This window comes from Sulfurimonas sp. (assembly GCF_018698455.1).
GTDB lineage: Bacteria > Campylobacterota > Campylobacteria > Campylobacterales > Sulfurimonadaceae > Sulfurimonas.
This window is the reverse complement of sequence record NZ_JABIOQ010000022.1, coordinates 1-19,912: the sequence shown is the minus strand read 5'-3', so window position 1 is coordinate 19,912 and position 19,912 is coordinate 1. Positions and strand designations below refer to the sequence as shown.

Annotated in this window: 23 protein-coding genes; 21 read left to right on the top strand and 2 right to left on the bottom strand. The window is 33.7% G+C overall.

Going from position 1 to position 19,912, the window contains the following annotated elements:
- Nucleotides 1-5: 5 nt before the first annotated feature.
- From lpxC to HOG88_RS03090, 11 genes are read left to right on the top strand one after another with little or no spacing between them, the layout of a single operon-like run.
- Nucleotides 6-890, top strand: coding sequence for a UDP-3-O-acyl-N-acetylglucosamine deacetylase (lpxC, locus tag HOG88_RS03140; protein WP_295003070.1), 885 nt, complete (start codon nt 6-8; stop codon nt 888-890).
- Nucleotides 883-1,344 carry a hypothetical protein gene (locus HOG88_RS03135; protein ID WP_295003068.1) on the top strand — a complete coding sequence of 154 codons (462 nt, stop codon included), beginning with the start codon at nt 883-885 and terminating at the stop codon, nt 1,342-1,344. Before lpxC ends, HOG88_RS03135 begins: the two co-directional genes overlap by 8 nt.
- Nucleotides 1,345-1,358: 14 nt before the next feature.
- Entirely contained in the window at nt 1,359-2,240 is an 882-nt protein-coding gene (gene thrB / locus HOG88_RS03130; RefSeq protein ID WP_295003066.1) for a homoserine kinase, read from the top strand.
- Between the two features lie 31 nt (nt 2,241-2,271).
- A complete protein-coding gene (locus tag HOG88_RS03125; RefSeq protein ID WP_295003063.1) occupies nt 2,272-2,529 on the top strand; it encodes a hypothetical protein in 258 nt (85 codons plus the stop codon).
- A complete protein-coding gene (gene infB / locus HOG88_RS03120; protein WP_295003060.1) occupies nt 2,519-5,131 on the top strand; it encodes a translation initiation factor IF-2 in 2,613 nt (870 codons plus the stop codon). The genes HOG88_RS03125 and infB overlap by 11 nt, the downstream gene beginning before the upstream one ends.
- Nucleotides 5,131-5,496: a 30S ribosome-binding factor RbfA gene (gene rbfA, locus HOG88_RS03115; protein ID WP_295003058.1), complete on the top strand. Its 366-nt coding sequence runs from the start codon at nt 5,131-5,133 to the stop codon at nt 5,494-5,496. The genes infB and rbfA overlap by 1 nt, the downstream gene beginning before the upstream one ends.
- A complete protein-coding gene (locus HOG88_RS03110; RefSeq protein ID WP_295003056.1) occupies nt 5,496-5,945 on the top strand; it encodes a ribosome maturation factor in 450 nt (149 codons plus the stop codon). Before rbfA ends, HOG88_RS03110 begins: the two co-directional genes overlap by 1 nt.
- A 33-nt stretch (nt 5,946-5,978) precedes the next feature.
- Entirely contained in the window at nt 5,979-6,962 is a 984-nt protein-coding gene (gene ribD / locus HOG88_RS03105) for a bifunctional diaminohydroxyphosphoribosylaminopyrimidine deaminase/5-amino-6-(5-phosphoribosylamino)uracil reductase RibD (protein ID WP_295003054.1), read from the top strand.
- A 3-nt stretch (nt 6,963-6,965) separates the two neighbouring features.
- On the top strand, nt 6,966-7,703 hold the full coding sequence (gene ubiE / locus HOG88_RS03100; protein WP_295003053.1) for a bifunctional demethylmenaquinone methyltransferase/2-methoxy-6-polyprenyl-1,4-benzoquinol methylase UbiE: 738 nt from the start codon (nt 6,966-6,968) through the stop codon (nt 7,701-7,703).
- 3 nt (nt 7,704-7,706) lie between these two features.
- Nucleotides 7,707-8,987 (top strand): exodeoxyribonuclease VII large subunit, encoded by a 1,281-nt coding sequence (gene xseA, locus HOG88_RS03095; RefSeq protein WP_295003052.1) that lies wholly within the window; start codon nt 7,707-7,709, stop codon nt 8,985-8,987.
- The gene (locus tag HOG88_RS03090) at nt 8,984-9,583 is read left to right on the top strand and encodes an FmdE family protein (protein ID WP_295003051.1); all 600 of its coding nucleotides are present in this window, start codon (nt 8,984-8,986) and stop codon (nt 9,581-9,583) included. The genes xseA and HOG88_RS03090 overlap by 4 nt, the downstream gene beginning before the upstream one ends.
- Nucleotides 9,584-9,618: 35 nt before the next feature.
- Here HOG88_RS03090 and sppA read toward each other — a convergent pair whose 3' ends face one another.
- Nucleotides 9,619-10,488 carry a signal peptide peptidase SppA gene (gene sppA, locus HOG88_RS03085; protein ID WP_295003048.1) on the bottom strand — a complete coding sequence of 290 codons (870 nt, stop codon included), beginning with the start codon at nt 10,486-10,488 and terminating at the stop codon, nt 9,619-9,621.
- On the bottom strand, nt 10,475-11,707 hold the full coding sequence (locus HOG88_RS03080) for a metal-dependent hydrolase (RefSeq protein WP_295003046.1): 1,233 nt from the start codon (nt 11,705-11,707) through the stop codon (nt 10,475-10,477). The genes sppA and HOG88_RS03080 overlap by 14 nt, the downstream gene beginning before the upstream one ends.
- Before the next feature lie 141 nt (nt 11,708-11,848).
- Here HOG88_RS03080 and aroQ point away from each other — a divergent pair, with 141 nt between their 5' ends.
- The 10 genes from aroQ to mnmA are packed head-to-tail and all read left to right on the top strand — an operon-like array spanning nt 11,849 to nt 19,751.
- Nucleotides 11,849-12,322, top strand: coding sequence for a type II 3-dehydroquinate dehydratase (aroQ, locus tag HOG88_RS03075; protein WP_295003044.1), 474 nt, complete (start codon nt 11,849-11,851; stop codon nt 12,320-12,322).
- A complete protein-coding gene (folK, locus tag HOG88_RS03070; RefSeq protein WP_295003042.1) occupies nt 12,323-12,811 on the top strand; it encodes a 2-amino-4-hydroxy-6-hydroxymethyldihydropteridine diphosphokinase in 489 nt (162 codons plus the stop codon). It begins immediately after the preceding gene.
- Entirely contained in the window at nt 12,808-14,097 is a 1,290-nt protein-coding gene (flhF, locus tag HOG88_RS03065; RefSeq protein ID WP_295003039.1) for a flagellar biosynthesis protein FlhF, read from the top strand. Before folK ends, flhF begins: the two co-directional genes overlap by 4 nt.
- Nucleotides 14,094-14,978: a P-loop NTPase gene (locus HOG88_RS03060; RefSeq protein WP_295003036.1), complete on the top strand. Its 885-nt coding sequence runs from the start codon at nt 14,094-14,096 to the stop codon at nt 14,976-14,978. Before flhF ends, HOG88_RS03060 begins: the two co-directional genes overlap by 4 nt.
- Before the next feature lie 21 nt (nt 14,979-14,999).
- The gene (locus HOG88_RS03055; RefSeq protein WP_295003034.1) at nt 15,000-15,332 is read left to right on the top strand and encodes a hypothetical protein; all 333 of its coding nucleotides are present in this window, start codon (nt 15,000-15,002) and stop codon (nt 15,330-15,332) included.
- The gene (locus HOG88_RS03050) at nt 15,332-16,018 is read left to right on the top strand and encodes an RNA polymerase sigma factor FliA (protein ID WP_295003032.1); all 687 of its coding nucleotides are present in this window, start codon (nt 15,332-15,334) and stop codon (nt 16,016-16,018) included. The genes HOG88_RS03055 and HOG88_RS03050 overlap by 1 nt, the downstream gene beginning before the upstream one ends.
- On the top strand, nt 16,019-17,104 hold the full coding sequence (gene fliM, locus HOG88_RS03045; RefSeq protein WP_295003029.1) for a flagellar motor switch protein FliM: 1,086 nt from the start codon (nt 16,019-16,021) through the stop codon (nt 17,102-17,104).
- A gap of 4 nt (nt 17,105-17,108) precedes the next feature.
- Nucleotides 17,109-17,972 (top strand): flagellar motor switch protein FliY, encoded by an 864-nt coding sequence (gene fliY / locus HOG88_RS03040; RefSeq protein WP_295003027.1) that lies wholly within the window; start codon nt 17,109-17,111, stop codon nt 17,970-17,972.
- A gap of 1 nt (nt 17,973) precedes the next feature.
- On the top strand, nt 17,974-18,714 hold the full coding sequence (locus HOG88_RS03035) for a TIGR00730 family Rossman fold protein (protein ID WP_295003024.1): 741 nt from the start codon (nt 17,974-17,976) through the stop codon (nt 18,712-18,714).
- 2 nt (nt 18,715-18,716) lie between these two features.
- Nucleotides 18,717-19,751: a tRNA 2-thiouridine(34) synthase MnmA gene (gene mnmA, locus HOG88_RS03030; RefSeq protein ID WP_295003022.1), complete on the top strand. Its 1,035-nt coding sequence runs from the start codon at nt 18,717-18,719 to the stop codon at nt 19,749-19,751.
- Nucleotides 19,752-19,912 lie beyond the last annotated feature (161 nt).

The window sequence follows — 19,912 nt, the reverse complement described above, 5'->3', positions numbered from 1 at the left end:
AAATTATGTATCAGACAACTATTAAAAAAAGTGTCCAACTTGTTGGAATAGGTCTCCATAAAGGTTCACCTGTAAAACTTATATTGGAACCTTTATCTACCAATAGTGGTATAGTCTTTTATAGAAGTGATGTCGCGGTTTCTATACCTCTCATTCCAGAGAATGTAGTTGATACAAAAATGGCAACAGTTATAGGAAAAGATGGGCATGTGATTTCTACTATAGAGCATATGTTATCTGCTGTTTATGCTTATGGAATTGACAATCTCAGAGTAATTGTAGATGCTGATGAAGTTCCAGTTATGGATGGAAGTAGTGCAAGTTTTTGTATGCTTTTGGATGAAGCCGGTCTTTTAGAACAAGATGCACCTAAAAAAATCATGCGCATTAAAAAAGAGATAGAAGTAAGAGAAGGTGATAAATATGTCAAACTTTCACCTTCCCCTGATTTGCAGTACGATTTTACTATTAAATTTCCACACCCTGTTATTCAAAAACAAGAATATGTTCTGAAGTTTACGAAAGAAAGTTACAAAAAAGAGATTTCACGAGCTAGAACTTTTGGTTTTTTACACGAGGTACAGTACCTTCGTTCTAAAGGTCTAGCACTTGGTGGTTCTCTTGAAAACGCGATAGTTCTCGATGACAAGAAAATACTCAACCCTGAGGGATTACGTTTTGAGAATGAGTTTGTGCGACATAAAATCCTTGATGCAATAGGTGATATGTCACTTATAGGGATGAATTTTTTAGGAAATTATGAGGCTCTTGCTGGTAGTCATGACTTAAACCATAAGCTTACACTAGAATTACTCAAAGATAAAGATAATTATGAAGTAGTGGAACTAGTTGGTGAAAAAAATAAAGAGTTAGAAAAAGCATATGCCTAAAGAGATAGATATACTATTAATTGCTGTGAACTCACCTATTAAAGTGGGTTTATATGAAAATGGTAAACTTATAAAGACGATAAAATCAGACAAAAAAAGTTCAGATATTCTTGCAGTAATATACAGAGACATTTTTAAAGAGTATAGTGTAAAAGCTTTTTACTTTGTAAATGGTCCGGGAAGCTTTATGGCGATTAAAGTTGCTTATATATTTTTAAAAAGTTTAAGTATTTTACATAAAGTACCACTTTTCGCATCAGATGCATTTAAATTTAATAATAATAAGCCCATAAAAGCGATTGGCAAGTTATGTTTTGTTAAAATTGCAACAGAAATAAGAACTCAAAAATTAGAAACTGTGCCAGAAGCTATTTTTATGCTTCCAGATGTACTTGATTATAATGAGTTTAGCACAAATACAGCACCGCTATATATGATAGGTGCTGTTGGATAAATAGGAAATGATAAGTGATAATAAGTGTACCTGCAACATCAGCTAACCTTGGGCCTGGATTTGATTCTTTAGGTCTAGCAGTTGATTTACGAAATAAAGTTGAATTCCATCCATCAAAATTTTTTAGTGTCAGCATAAAAGGTGAGGGAGAGAATAATCCACGTTTAAAAGGGAATAATCTTTTCATTAGTATCTTTAACGACCATTATGCGCGCCTCACAACAAAGAGACAAAACTTCAAGTTTACATTTCATAACTCTATTCCTATGTCGAGAGGACTTGGTAGTTCATCGGCTGTTATAGTAAGTGCAATTGCAAGCGCACATGAAGCAGCAGGAATCAGAGTTTCTAAACGCCGTATACTCAACCATGCTCTAGTGTATGAATCTCACCCTGATAATATAACACCAGCTGTAATGGGTGGTTTTAACGCAGCGACTATTGAAAAAAATAAAGTATTTTCTCAACGTAAACATTTGCCGGATTATCTCAAAGCTGTCGTTGTTATACCAAACAAGCAGATGAATACTGCAAAATCTCGTACAGTTTTACCAAAATCATATTCTAAAGAGAACGCAACTTATAACCTTTCTCACACAGCATTAACTGTTGCCGCATTTTTTAATGAAGATTGGGAAATGTTAAAGCTTGCTACTCAAGATAGATTTCATCAAAAAGCAAGAATGAAAATGCTTCCTGAACTTTTTTCAGTTCAGAAGGTTGCATATGAAGCAGGTGCTTTAATGAGTACTCTTTCTGGAAGTGGAAGTACATTCTTTTCTCTTGTGTATGATGATGATGCATCAATGATTGCAAACAAGTTTACACAAAAATTTCCTGATTTTATAGTAAAAACACTTGATTTTGATAATGATGGATTGATAATAGAGCGTTAAAGCCTATTAAATCAAGCAATATTTAGATATAATGGCGAAAAATTTTCATCAACCAACTAGAATGTGTATCTCTTGTAGAGAGAAAGATATTCAGAGTAGCCTTAGTCGGTTACAATGTGTTGATGGGGAGTTAAGTTCATTTGATGGTAAAGGTCGAAGCTTTTACTTATGTACAACTTGTCTTGCTGATACCAAGAAGGTATCTAAATCACTTATGCGTCAATGCAGAAGTGGGGACAAAGACAAAATTATGAACAAACTAAAGGAGATCATCACTGATGACAGATAAAGTTAGCGTTAAAGAGATTGCAGACGAACTTGGAATTTCTTCTAAAGATGTTTTAGAAAAAGCAAAGAGCATGGGTATCGAAGTAAAAGCTGCATTAAGTAAAGTTACTATGGAAGAAGCAGAAAATATTGCCAACTACATTATGAATGGCGATGATGAAAAAGAGATTCCTGTGGCAGCTCCAAAACCTAAACAAGTCAAAAGTGATACTCCAAAAGAAAAAATAGCAGAAGTAGTTGTTACTACGGAAGCTAAAACTTCAGAGAAAGAAGTTGTAACTCCAACAGAGACTCCAACTCCAGTAGCCCAAGATGTGAAAAATACGCAAAAGCCTACAGAAACTAAAGAAGTCAGTACAGATACACCAGAGAAGGCTAAACCTGTAAGTACTCTTAAAGTAGTTCAACCTTCTATAAGACCAGTGCTTAAAAGATCCGGACTTAAAATTGTTAAAAAGAAAAAGCCTAAAGTTGAGGAGAAGTTTGACTTACCTCAAAAGAATGCTTCTGTTTCTTCATACGGAAAAATGAGTGCTGAAGTTCTAGCAGAACTTGCTCTAAAGAAAAAAACTAAACAAAGTTCTAGAACAGCTTCTAAGCAAGAGCAGGGTAAAAAAATGGATATCTTCGGCGGCACCATGTCTGATGTATCTATGGATATGGATGGTCAAGTAACACTTCTTGATTTAAATTCAACAGAGAGAGCTCCTCTACCTCCAGAAATGCCTAGAAAACCTCGTGCTCCAAAACCAGCAGGTCGTAATGCAAACAAAAAAGCAGCACCTCGTGGTAGAAAAGTACGTAAAGATAAACGTAAAAAGTATACTAAATCTACTCAAGAAGATGAAGTAATCACTCATGTAGAGATTCCAGAAGATATACGTGTTTATGAGTTTGCAGAAGCTCTTAACCGTCCCATCACTGATATCATTAAAGTTCTTTTTGATCTTGGTATGATGATGACTAAAAATGATTTCCTTGGAAATGATGAAATTGAAATACTTTCAGAAGAGTTCGAAGTTGAAGTAACTATTATTGACCCTAAAGATGATTTTACTCATGATGAAGAAGATATAGAAGAAGATCCGAATGCAACTGAACGTGCACCTGTTATTACAATCATGGGGCACGTTGACCATGGTAAGACTTCACTTCTTGATGCAATTAGAGAAGCAAAAGTCACTGATGGCGAAGCTGGTGGAATTACTCAGCATATCGGTGCTTATACAATTGAACAACATGGTAAAGCAATTACATTTATTGATACTCCAGGACATGCCGCCTTTAGTCACATGCGTCAAAAGGGTACTGATATTACAGATATTATTATTATTGTTGTTGCTGCTGATGATGGTGTTAAACCTCAAACTCTTGAAGTTATTAAAATGGCAAAAGAGTCAGATGTTCCTATTATTGTTGCACTAAACAAAATGGACAAAGAGACTGCTCAACCAGATATGGTTAAGGGTCAAATGGCTGAACATGGTCTTAATCCAGTTGATTGGGGTGGGGATATAGAATTTGTTCCTGTATCTGCAAAATCAGGATTAGGTATTGATGATTTACTTGAAAACATCCTTACTACTGCTGAAATTTTAGAGCTTAAAGCAAATGAAAATACATTGGCTAAAGCTTCTGTTATTGAGTCTTCTTTAGAAAAAGGCCGTGGTCCAGTTGCTACGGTAATCGTTCAAAATGGTACTCTTAAAGTTGGAGATTATGTAGTTTGTGGTGCAGCTTATGGTCGTGTTAAAGCGATGTTAGATGAGCATGGTAAACAAGTTAAAGCACTTTTACCATCTCATACAGCTGTTGTTGCTGGTTTAAACATAGTCCCAGCATCTGGTGAAGTTATGACAGTTATGGAAGATGAGAAAGCTGCAAAAGAATTTGCTCTAAAGCGCCATGAATATGATAGACATAAAGAACTTTCAATCTCTATGAAATCGTCTCTTGAAGATATGACAGCTATGATAGCAGAGGGTAAACTTAAATCTCTTAAAGTTGTACTTAAAACTGATGTTCACGGTACTCTTGAAGCTATTAGAACTTCTATTACGGCACTTAGAAACGATGAAGTTAAGGTTAACATTATTAGTTCTGGTGTTGGTGGAATTAGTGAAAGTGATGTTGAACTTGTTAACAACTCTGAAAACTGTGTATTACTTGGATTTAACGTTCGTCCTACAGGTGCAGTCAAAGCATCAGCTAAACAAAAAGGTGTTGAGATTAAGACCTACTCAATTATCTATCAACTAATAGATGATATTACTGGTATGTTAACTGGTATGATGTCTCCAAAATATACTGAAGAAAATACAGGTCAAGCAGAAGTTCGTGAAGTATTTAAAATACCTAAAGGTATTGTTGCTGGTTCTGTTGTTGTGGAAGGAAGACTTATTCGTGGTGGTATGGTTCGTGTTATTCGTGATGGTGTTGTACATTACGAAGGTGAACTTACTTCACTTAAACGTTTCAAAGATGATGTTGAAGAGATTGGTAACGGTTATGAGTGTGGTGTTGTTATCAGTGGTTATAATGATGTTGTACCTGGTGATATCCTTGAAACTTTCAGAAAAGTTGAGCAAAAAGTTAGTCTCTAATGACTGAAGCACAAATAAAACTCAAGAGAACAGAAGCAGTTCTCTTAGAATTAATTTCCAAAGCACTTGGTACGATGAATGACAAAAGACTTCATGATTTAAGTATTATAGAAGTTGTCTGTTCACGTGGAAAAAGTGATGCAAAAGTTTATATAAATCCCAATGAATTCAAAGAACAAGAAAAACGTGACTATCTTAAACTTTTAAGAAATGCTCGTCCTATTATTGAAACATACTGTCTTAAAGATCAGGGTTGGTACCGTTGTCCTAAATTTACTTTTGAATTTGATGAACAATTTGCAAAGTCACAAAAATTAGATGATCTGTTTAAGCAAATAGCTAAAGATAAGAAAGAGGAAGAGTAATGAGCCTACAAAGTGATATAGAATCAGTTATAAAATCAGTTGGGTTAGAACTTTATGATGCAACTGTTGTTAGTGAAAATGATGAAACTATTTACCGTGTTAGTATTATTTCTAGCGAAATGCAAGATTCTAAACGCAAGGGTGTAAGTCTTGACACATGTGTTGATGTTACACATTTGATTTCTCCACTTTTAGATGTAACACCTCCTGTTTCTGGAGAATATAGACTTGAAGTTGGTACAGCTGGAATAGAGCGAAAACTAGCAAATATTAACCATTATAAAAAGTCTATTGGTGAAAGAGTATCTCTACTTTGCACTGATAAAGTAAAAGTTAGAGGGATTTTGTTAAATGTTGAAGGTTCTAAAATTACTGTGAAAACAGAAGATGAAGAAGTTCAAGTAGAATTTAACGATGTTGTAAAAGCTAAAACTTACTTTGAGTGGTAGTAACTAACCGTGTTAATAGATAATAGTTTTTTTATGAGCCTAGCTCTTAAAGAGGCTTGGAAATATCAAGGTCTTACTTATCCAAATCCTGCAGTAGGTTGTGTAGTGGTTGGAGAAAATAGCGAGATATTATCTGTGGAGGCTCATCATAGAGCTGGAAAACCACATGCAGAAGTAAATGCACTTCAAACTGCTTATTATAAACTCACTAGTGATTCTTATATTTTATCACTTCAAAACTCTCATGATATTCATAACTATCTCCTAAAAAATCATAATGCTATTTTTGAAAACATTTCTCTTTTTACAACTCTTGAACCATGCTCTCATACAGGGAAAACACCTTCTTGTGCTACTCTTATCAGTGAACTTGGAATTAAAAAAGTTTTTGTTGGTTCTTCTGATACAAATAGAGAAGCAAAAAATGGAAATTTGATACTTCAAAATAATTCTTGTGAGGTTCAGACTAAGGTTTTAAAAGAAGAATGTGATATTCTTCTTTTTCCATTTACAAAATTCTTAGACTCAAGGTTTGTTTTTTTCAAGTGGGCACAGCGTTTAAATGCCACGACCGATGATGGAATAATAAGTTCTAAAGAGTCTAGAAAAAATGTTCATGCCATGAGAGATGTGTGTGACTTACTCGTTATAGGTGGTAATACTGTACGAACAGATAGACCAACACTTGATGCAAGAGATGTTGATGGAAAGGCTCCAGATATTTTAATTTATTCTAGAAATGATAATTTTGACAGGACTATTCCTTTATTTAATGTTAAAGGTAGAAAAGTGTATATTGAGAGTGACTTTAAAAAGCTTGATAACTATAAAAATATTATGATTGAAGGAACGAGTAATATGTATGAACTGACTCGTGATATTGTTGATTATTATTTATGTTATGTTGCACCTAGTTTTGGTGGTAAAGAAGGATTTTCTGTAGAAAATTCTAAGTTTGAAATTTTAAATATGTATCAAGTTGATAAAGATATAATTATGTGGATGAAAAGGATATAAACTATGAGCTCTCAAGGTAAACAAAATACACAAAAACAAGAAAAAATTGTCTCTATGTTTGATGATATAGCACCAACTTATGATACAGCTAATCGTGTGATGAGTATGGGTATAGATAAGTCATGGAGAAGAAAAGCTTGTGATTTAGCTTATACTTATACAGGAAGAGATTCTATTGATAAAATAGTTGATGTAGCTTGTGGAACAGGTGATATGATGGACTTTTGGCATAATCGTGCTGAAAAGTCTGGTATTGCTATTGGGGAAATCGTTGGTGTCGATCCATCAAATGGTATGGTAGATGTAGCTCGTAAAAAATATCCAAAATTTAATTATCACATCAGTAAGGCAACTGAGATACCACTAGAAGATAGTTGTGCAGATATTCTGAGTATTACATATGGTATACGTAATGTTGTGGAACGTGAGCAAGCATTAGTAGAGTTTAATCGTGTTTTGAAAAAAGATGGTCTTGTTGTTATTTTAGAATTTATGAAAAATGAGAATCCTTCATTCCTAGGAAAAATAATGAATTTTTATACTAATAAGATTTTACCAAAAGTAGGTGGATTCATCTCTAAAAATCTTGAAGCTTATGAGTACCTACCCAACTCAATTGAAGATTTTTCAACTGTGAAAAATATGCAAAATGAATTAGAATCTGCTGGATTTGAAATGCTCTACACTAAAAGCTTTTCTATGGATATCTCAACACTTTTAATAGCTCGCAAAAGTAAGTAAAGTATGCGCCCCGCAGGAAGTGCCCTTGGGGTATATACTCTTAGCGTTTCAGGACTCAATGAGCAGATAAAAGGTCTTCTCGAAGCAAGTTTTAATCAGGTACTTGTTGAGGGTGAACTCTCCCGTATTACTTTTCATAACTCTGGACATATCTATTTTACTCTAAAAGACAACTCTTCTAGTATTAGTGGTGTGATGTTTAGGGGAAATGCTACGAAGTTGAAGTTTCGCCTTGAAGAGGGTATGAAAGTTATTATAAACGCAGCACTTACTCTTTATACACCTCGTGGTTCTTACCAAATAAACTGTTTTTCAATAGAACCAGCAGGACAGGGTGCTTTAGCCTTAGCTTATGAGCAGTTAAAAGAAAAACTTTCAGGACAGGGGTATTTTGCACAGGAGCGAAAAAAGCAACTTCCAAAATTTCCATCGCGTTTAGCACTTATTACATCCCAAACTGGAGCTGCATTACAAGATATGTTAAGAGTAGCAAACAGTCGATACAGACTCTTGGAGATTGATGTTTACGATGTTTTAGTTCAAGGTGTAAATGCAGCTGGAGATATAGCAAATGCAATTAGTGCTGCAGATACTCATCAGTATGATATTATAATTGTTGGTCGCGGTGGAGGAAGTATGGAAGATTTATGGGCATTTAATGAAGAGATAGTAGCAAATGCTATTTTTAATGCAAAAACTCCTATAGTCTCAGCAGTTGGGCATGAAATAGACTGGCTTATTAGTGATTTTGTTGCTGACCTAAGAGCGGCTACTCCTAGTGCAGCTATGGAGATAATCTTACCAGATACAAATGAACTGTATCAAACTCTAGATTTGTTACAAACTCAAATGCAGCAGTTACTGTTTTCTAAGATAGAGTCAAAAAAACAGGAATTAAGTCATCTTGAAAACTCTTATAAACAACACTCTGTAGAAAAAAAATTAAGACAAAAAAAAGAAGAAATATCACAGCTTAAAGAAGTTTATTCTCAAAGTATAGAGTTTAAACTTAGTGGATTTAAAAAAGAGCTAGAGTATACTAAAAATAGACTCCCTCAAGCTATGGAATCCAATCTAAACATTTATAAAAGTGAGTTACTTAACTTACAAAAAATGTTAGAATCAAATAATCCAAAATTTAAAAGTAAAAAAGGTTTTGCTCAACTCTCACAAGACTCAAAAGTAATAGATATCGACTCATTAAAAGTTGATGATTTATTTGAAGCTCAGAGTGATAGTATGGTTGTAAGTGCAAGAGTTATAAAAAAAGAGACTATATTATGAGTTATCCAAAATTTTTTGACACAATAGAGACTATTAAAGTAAAAGATCCATTATCTCAGGTTTTAGGTGCATTTCTTAAAGGTGAGTATGAGTTCACATATCTAGATGTGGTTAAATCAGCTGGCCACTCTTGTCCAACTGTCGCAGGTGCATATATAATTACTCTAGTAGCATTAAAAGCTTTGTATCCAGATAAGAGAGCAGTAAGAGGAAATGTAAAAGTAGAGTTTGAAGAGGGCTTAGAAGATGGTGTAACCGGAGTTATATCGAATGTAATTTCTCAGATAACAGGAGCGACTGATAAAAGTGGTTTTAAAGGACTTCAAGGTCAGTTCTCTCGTCACTCTCTTATGAGTTTTAATGAAGAGATTGATTCATCTGCTAGATTTACTAGAGTTGATAATGGCATGAGTGTTGATGTTACATATAACCCTGAAGCAGTAAAACCAAATCCTATGATGATGAAACTAATGTCTAAGCTAAGTTCTGGTGATGCATCAGAAGATGATATAAAAGAATTTGGAAAACTTTGGCAAGATAGAGTACAAAGAATATTTGAAAATTTAACCGCTGTGGTTGAAGTAGAAACTCTATAAAAATTATAGAGCCACTAACTACAAGTGGCTTTTAATTACTTCAGTGTAATAGCTGGAAAGTAAGTATGAAGTGTCATGGCTGTTGAAGCAGATAGTTTTTTTAGAAGTTTATCAAACTTATCTTCTTTGTTCCATACAGGATCTGATACACCACTAAGTTTTACTACTTTTGCCCTAGCATCATAACCAACCCCTAAGCTATCAATAAGACCGATTTCTTTTGCTTGAGCAGCCGTAAATATATGTGCATTGGCATAAGTGTCGCGTATGCTTATGTCTAGACCTCTCGCTTTTGCAACATCTTGAGTAAACATTTCATAGGTACCTTGTATCACTTTGTTTAGTTCATTTACTTCATAGTCCCTCCATGCTCTATCTGGTGTGCCTATACGTTTGTATTTACCAGCTTGAACACTCTGTGTTTTAATACCTAGTTTACTCATAAGGTCACTAATATCTGCACCTTGCATAATCACACCGATACTACCAACCATACTTCCAGGATTTGCCATAATCTCATCTGCCCAGATACTAGCATAATAACTTCCACTTGCAATAGTGCCTTTTGCATAAACTACAACAGGCTTTTTTTCTTTTAAACGTTTGATGGCATACGCTATCTCAAGCGAGGGAGCAACAGCACCACCAGGAGAATTTACGCTTAATAGTACTCCTTTTATTGAGTCGTTATTCGCTACTTCATCAATTCTATTTACGATCTCTGTTGCATCCATGATTGGACCAACTAAAGCGATCTCTTCTAAATTATTAGATGTTAATTCTTGTTCACTTTTAGGTGCAAAAAGAAGAAATAGTAAAAGTAAAAAGAGCATAGCTTTGAAGTGATCTTGTATAAACTTCATAGGTAGAGTGATAAATAAGAGTGTTTTTTTAATGAGATTCATTTGTTTCCTTTGTAAGTGTTCCATTTATGTAAACTTTAGAGATATTATAGCGGTGAAGTATAAGGTGTATTGCTAACTCTTGTGTTGGTTCTTTATCTAAGTCTAAGACAATCATATCTGCATTTTTTCCTTCAGCAATTTCGCCTGTATTTAAACCCAAAGCTTGTGCAGCATGTATGGTGACTCCATCCAAAAGTGCTTGCGCAAATTTTAAAAGTGGTGCATCAGAATGCATAAAGAGAGACATTTTCATCTCTTCAAAAAGATCAAGTTTGTAGTTCGAACTTAGACCATCCGTGGCCACTATCCATCGTATATTTTTGTCATTAAGTTCTTTTATGTTGAGTGTTGGATTACCTAAAAGTCTGTTTGAAATAGGGCAATGAATAACAGTGTGTTTGGCTTTAGCTACAGTGTTTAACTCTTCTTCATTTGCATGCACAACATGTGTTAAAAGGGTTTCACTTTCATTAAACAACTCTAAAAATTCTTTTGCACTAGATACGTTAGATTCTTGTTTTACAAGTTTATGAAAAAACTCTTTAAACTCACCATTACTATTATCTAGCCAGTCTCTCTCGGCTTGACTCTCCATAAAGTGAGCTGTAATTTTTAACTTTTCATCTTTGACAATTTTTAGTGCTTTTTTGATTAAGACTGGGTGAACAGAATAGGGTGAGTGGATAGCTACTGCTGGGTAGAAACCTTCGCGTTTAACTGACTTTGAAGCATCTAAACGCGATAGAAAGTCAGCATATAAGGCATCAGCCATAGTTGCTTGGGAACCTATAACCTCATTAAAATATACAACATTTTGTTTTGCTGACACACAAGCATCCAAATCCATTCCATGAGAACTAATGGTACCAAATGTTGTGATACCATTTTCGAGCATCATATCACAAGCATTTTTCATACATTCTATATTACAACCGCCTATAAGCTCTTCCCGATTTTCTATCACGCTGTAAAGCCAGCTCATGAAATCACCATAACTTAGTTCTGTCTTGTTAGCAGAAAACTCTATGTGTACATGGGCATTTATAAGTCCTGGCATAAGTAGAGAATTTTCTCTTAGAGTAGTTCTTTGTGCATCTGGATACATTTCTATAAGTTCATCTAAGGGTGCAATTTTCTCTATTGTTTTGTCAAATGCGATAGATAAGTTAGTACTTACTCTATCCCTCATTAGTATATAGTGTGGTGTAATTATTTTCATTTTTATATTCTTTTTTGATTATTTAGAGTGAGATTATACACTGTTTTGTATTACCATATATTAATATTACTAATCAAGATTGTAATTTTTAATCTTAATTTAGGTAAAATAAATCTCTTAAATATTAAAAAAAGGTTTATAATGAAAATAGTTGTGATTCAAGGTCCTAACTTAAACATGTTAGGCGTTCGCGAACAAAATATTTACGGTCCAATGAAACTAGAGCAAATTCATGCTCAGATGAAAGAAGTGGCAACACAAAATAGTGTTGAGATAGAATTTTTTCAAAGTAATTTAGAGGGTGAAATTGTAGATAAAGTTCAAGAATGTTACGGTGAAGCTCATGGTATTATAATAAATGCTGCAGCTTATACACATACTTCTATCGCTATTCGTGATGCTATTGCCGCTGTCAATCTCCCAACTATTGAAGTTCATATTTCAAACATTCATAGACGTGAAGAGTTTAGAAAAGAAAATATGATAGCACCTGTTTGTTCTTCTTCTATCGTTGGATTTGGTCCTTTTGGTTATCATCTTGCGATGATGGGAATGATGCAAATCATAAATGAAATAACTGCCGCTCAAGAAGCACAAAAAGCTCAAGTACAGTAGATGTACACAAAACGCATACTTAATGAAAAGCTTTCTGTTTTTCATAGTTTGCATTTTCCATACCTTACCTCTAAAGTTTCTTCTCATAGACATAAAACGGTTATAGGTATTGGTGGAAATATAGGAGATGTTAAACGCAGGTTTGAACATCTTTTTTTTAGATTACAAAAAGATAAAAGAGTAGATATTATTGAGAGCTCGTTGATTTTAAAAAATCCTCCCTTTGGTTATGAAGAGCAAGATGATTTTTTTAACTCAATTATAGTTTTGAAAACTTCAATGCAAGCAAAACCTTTTTTAGCTTATTTAATGAGATTAGAAAAAAAGTTTGCAAGAGTAAGAAGTTTTGCAAACGCACCAAGGACATTAGATTTGGATATTATATTTTTTGACAATCGTGTTATAAATACAGAAAAATTAACCATTCCTCATCCTGCTTGGCATCAACGCGAGAGTGTATTAATTCCACTTTGGGGGATTCAATCGTGAAAATATTAACCTTTACTGGAAAAACACCATCAGAAGCACTTAAAAAAGCAAAAATGGAAATAGGCGATGAGGGAATGCTCATCGAAACAAAAGAGATACGAAAAAAAGCTCTGGGTAGAGAAGCTCTTTATGAGATAGTTATAGGAATTGAAAACGATATGATACAAAATACATATCAAAATTCTATGAAACCACTTTCAAAACAAAAACCTCTTAGGCAAGAAAGTAAAGATGTGCTTTTCGACATTTCAAACGCTGCACAGCAAATAGCTAAAATATCGACAGTAACAAATGATCCTCTTGCTGAATATATGTCTCCTGCAGTAGTCCAACAAGTAGCTCCTGTTGCAGAAAAAGAGCCAAAAGAGCTTAAAGAGATAAAAGTAGAAATAAACAAGCTTACAGACAAAGTAAAAATAATTCAAAATATGTTTTGGGATGAGAAATCTCCAGCTATTGATTCTCCAATTCCTTCAGAGTTTGCTGAGATATATAGACTAGCTTCTCAAAGTGGAATGAACACAGATCATCTAGATGAATTGATGAAAATTACTCTAGAACATATGCCTTTTAAAATGCGTGAAAATTCCACTACGGTTAAAAGATACTTTCAAACAATACTACGTAAAATGGTAGCTATTAAACAGGAACCGACTCTAGCTATTGGAAGTAAAAAAGTGATAATGTTAGTTGGTCCAACAGGAGTTGGAAAAACAACAAGTATCGCAAAACTAGCAGCTCGTTACTCTTTTTTACTACAAAAGAAGTATAAAGTAGGGCTTGTTGTCTTAGATACATATCGAATAGGAGCAGTTGAGCAACTGATGCAATTTGCAAGGATGATGAAACTTGGTATTGAAACTGTCGTAGACCCTCCTGAGTTTACAAGCGCTCTTGAAGCATTGCGATATTGTGATTATATTCTTATTGATACTATGGGGTCAAGCCCGTATGATAAAGGTAAGATAGAAAAAATATATGAGTGTTTAAGTACAAATAAAACGGAATATAATGTAGAAGTTGCTCTTGTAATGCCAAGTTCTATTAAATATGAAGATTTAAAAAGTACTTATGATAACTTTTCAAGTTTAGGGGTAGATAGTTTGATGTTTACTAAACTAGATGAGACAAGAGGATTTGGAAATATATTTTCTCTCGCATATGAGACAAAAAAACCTATAAGTTACTTCTCCGTAGGTCAAGAAGTTCCCGAAGATTTAGTTTGTGCAAGCAGTGACTTTTTAGTGGATTGTCTTTTAAATGGTTTTAATCGGAGTAAAACATGATAGGTCATCAGGCAGAGAAGCTTGAAGAGTTAGTCTCTGCAAGTGCTAAAGAATCAGTAAAAAAATCTAAAAAGACACGTTTTATTGCTATAACTAGTGGTAAGGGCGGTGTAGGAAAAAGTACAATTAGCTCAAACCTTGCTTATTGTCTCTCTCAAAAAGGTATCAATGTAGGTATCTTTGATGCAGATATTGGTCTTGCAAATCTTGATGTCATGTTTAATGTAAAGATAAAGAAAAATATTCTACATGTACTCAAAGGGGAAGCAACTGTAGCAGATATTTTAATTCCTATTACGAGGAATCTTATATTGATTCCAGGTGAGAGTGGTGATGAGATACTGAAGTATTCTGATATGGCACTATTTGAGCGTTTTATGGAAGAAGCACAGGTTCTTGATAAGTTAGATGTGATGATAATTGATACGGGGGCAGGAATTGGAGAGCATATACAAATGTTTTTAAATGCAGCTGATGATGTTATTGTTGTTACTGTACCTGATCCAGCAGCTATCACAGATGCATATGCAACAATTAAGACTATCGCAACTCTGAGAAATGATATTAGTATGATTCTAAATCAAGTGAAAAATGAGAAAGAGGCAGTTGCTGTATTTGGTAAGATTAAAAAAGTAGCAGATGCAAATATAGGAAAAGGACTTGATTTAAGACTAATAGGCAAAATAAATGCTGATATAAAAGTTTCATCATCTGTAAAAAAGCGTGCACTTTTTAGTGCTGAATATCCAACTTCTCAAGTAGGAAGAGATATTGGGGAAATAGTTAATAAAATCGTCTCTAAACTGGAACGGAATGTGCTGGTTACCTCTAATGAAAGTGGTCTATCTGGGCTATTTAAGAGATTAATAGAACATTTTTAAGTTAAATTTAAAGGTCAATAAATGTTAGGTGAAAACTTTGTATACTTTTTTACTGTTCAAGGCTTCTTTGTTGGAGTAATATTTGGGATACTAAAATCTTTTGATGCAGATAGTTTATTTGTATATACTTTGTTTATCACAGCTTTCTTTTATTTGTTTTCACATATTATCATTGCACTTTATTATAAAACACTTACATCTAAGGCAGATTTTTTCTTAAGAAGTGCACATGAAGTAGAACTAGATTATTATGCTGGAGAAATTAATAAAAGAGATCATATTGTTGATACTGCTTGCAAAGTAACTGATATAGCAATTAAAATGAACGAAGAAAGTTTAGATGGACAGCAGTGATGATAGAAAATGCCTATAAGCAAGATTTAAAATATCAAGAAGATGAATTAGCACTGCAATATCTCCCTGCAGTTAAAGCAATGGCATTTAGACTCAAAGAAAGGCTTCCGAGTTCTATAGATTTTTCTGATCTTTCAGCAATAGGAACTGAAGAATTAATTAAATTAGCACGTAGATATGATGAGGCTTTAAACGATTCATTTTGGGGTTATGCCAAAAAACGAGTATATGGTGCTATGCTTGATTATCTAAGAAGTTTAGATATCCTTAGCAGAGCGAATAGAAAACTTGTAAAAGCTATAAATTATACAGTTGAAGAACATATGCTAACACATGATGAAGAACCAAGTGATGAAGAACTAGCTGAAAAACTAGAAGAGAGTGTCGAAAAAGTTCATGAAGCACGTGTAGCTTCTAGTATTTACACAGTAATGCCACTTCATGATCAACTGCATGTTGGTGACGAAGGTGCAGCACTAGCAGTTATTGAAAAGGATGAACTTGTTCAAGTGATTAAAAAAATACTTTCATCATATAAAGAGAGAGAACAAATGATAATTCAACTTTACTATTTTGAAGAACTTACACTCAAAGAGATCAGTATAGTTCTTGAAATTACAGAGTCTAGAATATCTCAAATTCATAAATCAGTTATCCAGAAAATAAAAGAAAGCGTAGGAGTATAGATGGCTGATATACTCTCGCAAGAAGAGATTGATGCATTACTTGATGTTGTTGATGATGAGGGTGATGATGTCCTTGAATCAGAAGATGATGGAGGTGGTGGTGGTCATCAAAGACAGGTAACACTGTATGATTTTAAGCGTCCAAATAGAGTTTCTAAGGAACAGTTACGTGCATTTCGTGGAATTCACGATAAAATGGCACGTTCACTCGCTTCTCAAATCTCATCTATTATGCGTTCTATTGTTGAAATTCAACTTCATTCAGTTGATCAGATGACATATGGTGAATTTTTAATGTCTCTTCCAAACCCTACTAGTTTTAATGTATTTTCAGTAAAACCTTTAGAAGGAAGTGGAGTTATTGAAATTAATCCATCTATTGCGTTTCCTATGCTTGATAGACTACTTGGTGGAAAAGGCGAGCCTTTTGATGCATCAAGAGAGTTTTCAGATATTGAATTGAGCCTTTTTGAAACGGTACTCCGTGTTATGATGAGTACATTAAAAGAAGCATGGGCCCCAGTAATGGAGATATTTCCAGTTGTTGAAAATAAAGAATCAAGTCCAAATGTTGTTCAAATTGTTGCTCAAAATGAAATTGTTGTTATGGTTGTAATGGAAATAATTATTGGACATTCTTCAGGAATGATGAATATCTGTTATCCAGTTATTGCATTAGAACCTGTACTTCCAAAATTAGCATCTCGTGATTTGATGTTAAATGAAACAAGTTCTAAAAAGAGTAGAAATACTGAACTTCAAGTGCTTCTTGGTGGGGCGAAGGTGGAAGTTGAAGCAAATCTAGGTAGTGCAAGTATAAGTTTGATGGATATACTAGAAATTAAAATTGGAGATATTTTAAGACTTGCGACTCCTGCTGATGATATAGTGACAGTATCTGTTGACGGAAAAGACAGGTTTAAAGGTGAAATAGGCCTAAGAAGATTTAGAAAGTCAATTCAAATTACAGAAATGGTTGATACTGAAAGAGATGCTGTTAAGCGTGCACTTGAAAACTTTGAAATAAAAAGAAAAGACAAAATATTAGGTGTAAAGAAAATAATAAACAGTGAAGTAAAGGAATAAGACGATGAGTGATTTTATAAAATTATTTGAGACTGAAACTATTGGTACTATAGAAGCTTTAGTCGGAATGGTTCCAAGTTTAGAACTTAAAGAAGAACAAGAACTTAGTATTATCTCAAAAATTGTTCCCCCTATTGTTTTGGTAAAGGTAACTGTTTCTGGAGCAGTTGATGCTAACGTAATGATTGCATTGCCTCCTAACCTTGCCGCATCCCTTTCAGATATGATGATGGGGGAGGAAGCTAGCGATAGAGAAGATGTGAGTGAAGATGATTTAGATGCAACCAAAGAAATTATTTCGAATATATTTGGAGCAATTTCAAATAATTTATCTGCACAAAGTGAACTTCCAATTCTTTCATTCTCTGTGGTAAATGTAGAAAAAATTGATAGTGATTCAGAAGTTAGTCTTGAAGAATTTACAAAAATGTTTATCTATGATTTTGTAGTGGACCCTTTAAAATCTCTTATCATGTTTATTATTGATGAAAAACTTGATAATGCTCTTAGTGGAAAGACTGATAAAAATATTGAAAGTTTTGAATCAACTGAATATAAAACATCTAACACAGATAGTGAGAATGTTGAGCTAAGTCATGATGAAATGAATAATATTGCATTAATTATGGATGTTAAGCTTCCGGTAAGAGTACGCATAGGTAAAAAGAAAATGCTTTTAAAAGATGTTTTGAATATGGATATAGGTTCAGTAATAGAGCTAAATCAATTGGCAAATGATCCACTAGAAATTCTTGTAGACAATCATATTATTGCTCAAGGTGAGGTAGTTATTGTTGATGGTAATTTTGGTGTACAAATTACATCTATAGGAAGTAAATATGAGAGACTTTCACAACTAAAGGGCTAATATGAGTAGAAAAGATAATGAGTTAACAAAAAAATATATTAAAGACATAAAGTCTGCTGATGTTTGGAGTGTATTTAAAATTCTTGCTGATTTTGTCAAGGGCTTTGATGAACTTGGAGACTTAGGTCCTACAGTTACTATTTTTGGTAGTGCCAGAACAGACAAAGATAATAAATATTATAAAAAAGCATTACGGTTAGCATCTCTTCTTGGAAGTCGTGGATATAATATTATGACAGGTGGTGGACCTGGAATTATGGAAGCAGCAAATAAGGGTGCAAAAGAACATGATGTTGAGTCTATAGGTCTTAATATTGACTTGCCGTTTGAGCAAACTTTAAATCCTTTTACAACTAAAGAACTGACATTTGATTACTTTTTTTCTAGAAAGGTTATGTTAGTGAAATATTCAATGGCTTATGTTATTTTTCCTGGTGGATTTGGAACATTGGATGAACTCTTTGAATCATTGACACTTGTGCAAACTAAAAAAGTAACTGGTGTGAAAATATTTATAATTGGAAAAGAATTCTACCAACCTTTATTAAATTTTATTAAAGAGAAGCTATTTGCAGATGGAATGATAAATAAAGAAGATTTAGAGATAATAAAGCTAACAGATGATTTAGAGTGTGTTGTAGATGAGATTGAAGTGTCTCTTTCAAAGCAAATTGAAGTTTTAGAAGATGTAGGACTGGAAAATACTTCATATTATAAATCATTATCAAGTTTAAGGAAATAATAATGCTAAGTCATGAAAAAGTATTAGTAGGTATGAGCGGCGGTGTTGATTCAACAATTACAACACTTTTATTAAAAGAAGAAGGTTATGAAGTAGAAGGCTTATACATGAAACTTCACTCCAAACCAGGTTATCATGAAATACATCAAGCACGTGCTCAAAAAGCTGCAGATAAGCTAGGTGTTAAACTTCATGTTCTAGATCTTCAAGAAAGGTTTAAAGAAGAAGTTTTTCAGCCGTTTATAGATACATATGAAAAAGGTGAAACACCAAACCCTTGTGCACTGTGTAATAGAACGATGAAGTTCGGTGAAATGATTGACTTTGCAGATAAGGTTGGGGCTGCATATTTAGCAACAGGTCATTATATACAAACAGATGGTGAATATTTTTATCAAGCAGAAGATGATACAAAAGATCAGAGTTACTTTTTATTTTATGTAAATAAAGATGCTCTTCCTAGATTAAAGTTTCCATTAGGGGAAAAACATAAAAAAGATATAAAAAAGATGGCAGCTTCAATAGAAGGTCTAGAATCATTTTCCTCACAAGCTGAATCAAGTGAGATATGTTTTGTTGAAACTAATTACACAGATATACTTAAAAAATATGTTGATGTAGATAAAACAGGCGATGTGTTAGACAAAGAGGGAAATATTGTAGGGGAACATAAAGGTTATATGCATTACACCATTGGAAAACGAAAAGGCTTTACTGTCAATGGTGCACATGATCCACATTTCGTTTTGAGTATAGATGCCAAGAGAAACGAAATAGTAGTTGGAAAAAAAGAAGACTTAGCTTGTAATAGTGTTGTATTAAATAATTTAAATATGTTTAATACAGAACTTGAGTTTGATACAACTGTAAAGTTACGATATAGAACAAAGGCTGTGCAGTGTCATGTAAAGATAGAAAATAATAAGGCTTATGTTACTTTAAAAGAAAGTGTTTTCGGTGTAGCCGTAGGTCAAGCAGCCGTTTTTTATAATGATAATAAACTTCTAGGTGGCGGTTGGATTATAGAATCCAACTAAAACCTAGAATCTCTTTAGAGCTAAGCGAACATTAAGCTACAACCCCCTATAATTCCCATCCACAAACAGAGACACTTAGTCGAAAGACAGAGAGTTCGAGAGTTTGAGATCATTGAAAACTAAGCAAGTAAGAAGACTTAATTTTAACAAATTATGTTTAT

Bases quoted from the DNA above. Each gene is read 5' to 3' on its own strand.
- lpxC (WP_295003070.1), top strand. From the start codon at position 6: ATGTATCAGACAACTATTAAAAAAAGTGTCCAACTTGTTGGAATAGGT.
- HOG88_RS03135 (WP_295003068.1), top strand. From the start codon at position 883: ATGCCTAAAGAGATAGATATACTATTAATTGCTGTGAACTCACCTATT.
- HOG88_RS03125 (WP_295003063.1), top strand. From the start codon at position 2,272: ATGGCGAAAAATTTTCATCAACCAACTAGAATGTGTATCTCTTGTAGA.
- infB (WP_295003060.1), top strand. From the start codon at position 2,519: ATGACAGATAAAGTTAGCGTTAAAGAGATTGCAGACGAACTTGGAATT.
- rbfA (WP_295003058.1), top strand. From the start codon at position 5,131: ATGACTGAAGCACAAATAAAACTCAAGAGAACAGAAGCAGTTCTCTTA.
- HOG88_RS03110 (WP_295003056.1), top strand. From the start codon at position 5,496: ATGAGCCTACAAAGTGATATAGAATCAGTTATAAAATCAGTTGGGTTA.
- ribD (WP_295003054.1), top strand. From the start codon at position 5,979: ATGAGCCTAGCTCTTAAAGAGGCTTGGAAATATCAAGGTCTTACTTAT.
- ubiE (WP_295003053.1), top strand. From the start codon at position 6,966: ATGAGCTCTCAAGGTAAACAAAATACACAAAAACAAGAAAAAATTGTC.
- xseA (WP_295003052.1), top strand. From the start codon at position 7,707: ATGCGCCCCGCAGGAAGTGCCCTTGGGGTATATACTCTTAGCGTTTCA.
- HOG88_RS03090 (WP_295003051.1), top strand. From the start codon at position 8,984: ATGAGTTATCCAAAATTTTTTGACACAATAGAGACTATTAAAGTAAAA.
- sppA (WP_295003048.1), bottom strand. From the start codon at position 10,488: ATGAATCTCATTAAAAAAACACTCTTATTTATCACTCTACCTATGAAG.
- HOG88_RS03080 (WP_295003046.1), bottom strand. From the start codon at position 11,707: ATGAAAATAATTACACCACACTATATACTAATGAGGGATAGAGTAAGT.
- aroQ (WP_295003044.1), top strand. From the start codon at position 11,849: ATGAAAATAGTTGTGATTCAAGGTCCTAACTTAAACATGTTAGGCGTT.
- folK (WP_295003042.1), top strand. From the start codon at position 12,323: ATGTACACAAAACGCATACTTAATGAAAAGCTTTCTGTTTTTCATAGT.
- HOG88_RS03060 (WP_295003036.1), top strand. From the start codon at position 14,094: ATGATAGGTCATCAGGCAGAGAAGCTTGAAGAGTTAGTCTCTGCAAGT.
- HOG88_RS03055 (WP_295003034.1), top strand. From the start codon at position 15,000: ATGTTAGGTGAAAACTTTGTATACTTTTTTACTGTTCAAGGCTTCTTT.
- HOG88_RS03050 (WP_295003032.1), top strand. From the start codon at position 15,332: ATGATAGAAAATGCCTATAAGCAAGATTTAAAATATCAAGAAGATGAA.
- fliM (WP_295003029.1), top strand. From the start codon at position 16,019: ATGGCTGATATACTCTCGCAAGAAGAGATTGATGCATTACTTGATGTT.
- fliY (WP_295003027.1), top strand. From the start codon at position 17,109: ATGAGTGATTTTATAAAATTATTTGAGACTGAAACTATTGGTACTATA.
- HOG88_RS03035 (WP_295003024.1), top strand. From the start codon at position 17,974: ATGAGTAGAAAAGATAATGAGTTAACAAAAAAATATATTAAAGACATA.
- mnmA (WP_295003022.1), top strand. From the start codon at position 18,717: ATGCTAAGTCATGAAAAAGTATTAGTAGGTATGAGCGGCGGTGTTGAT.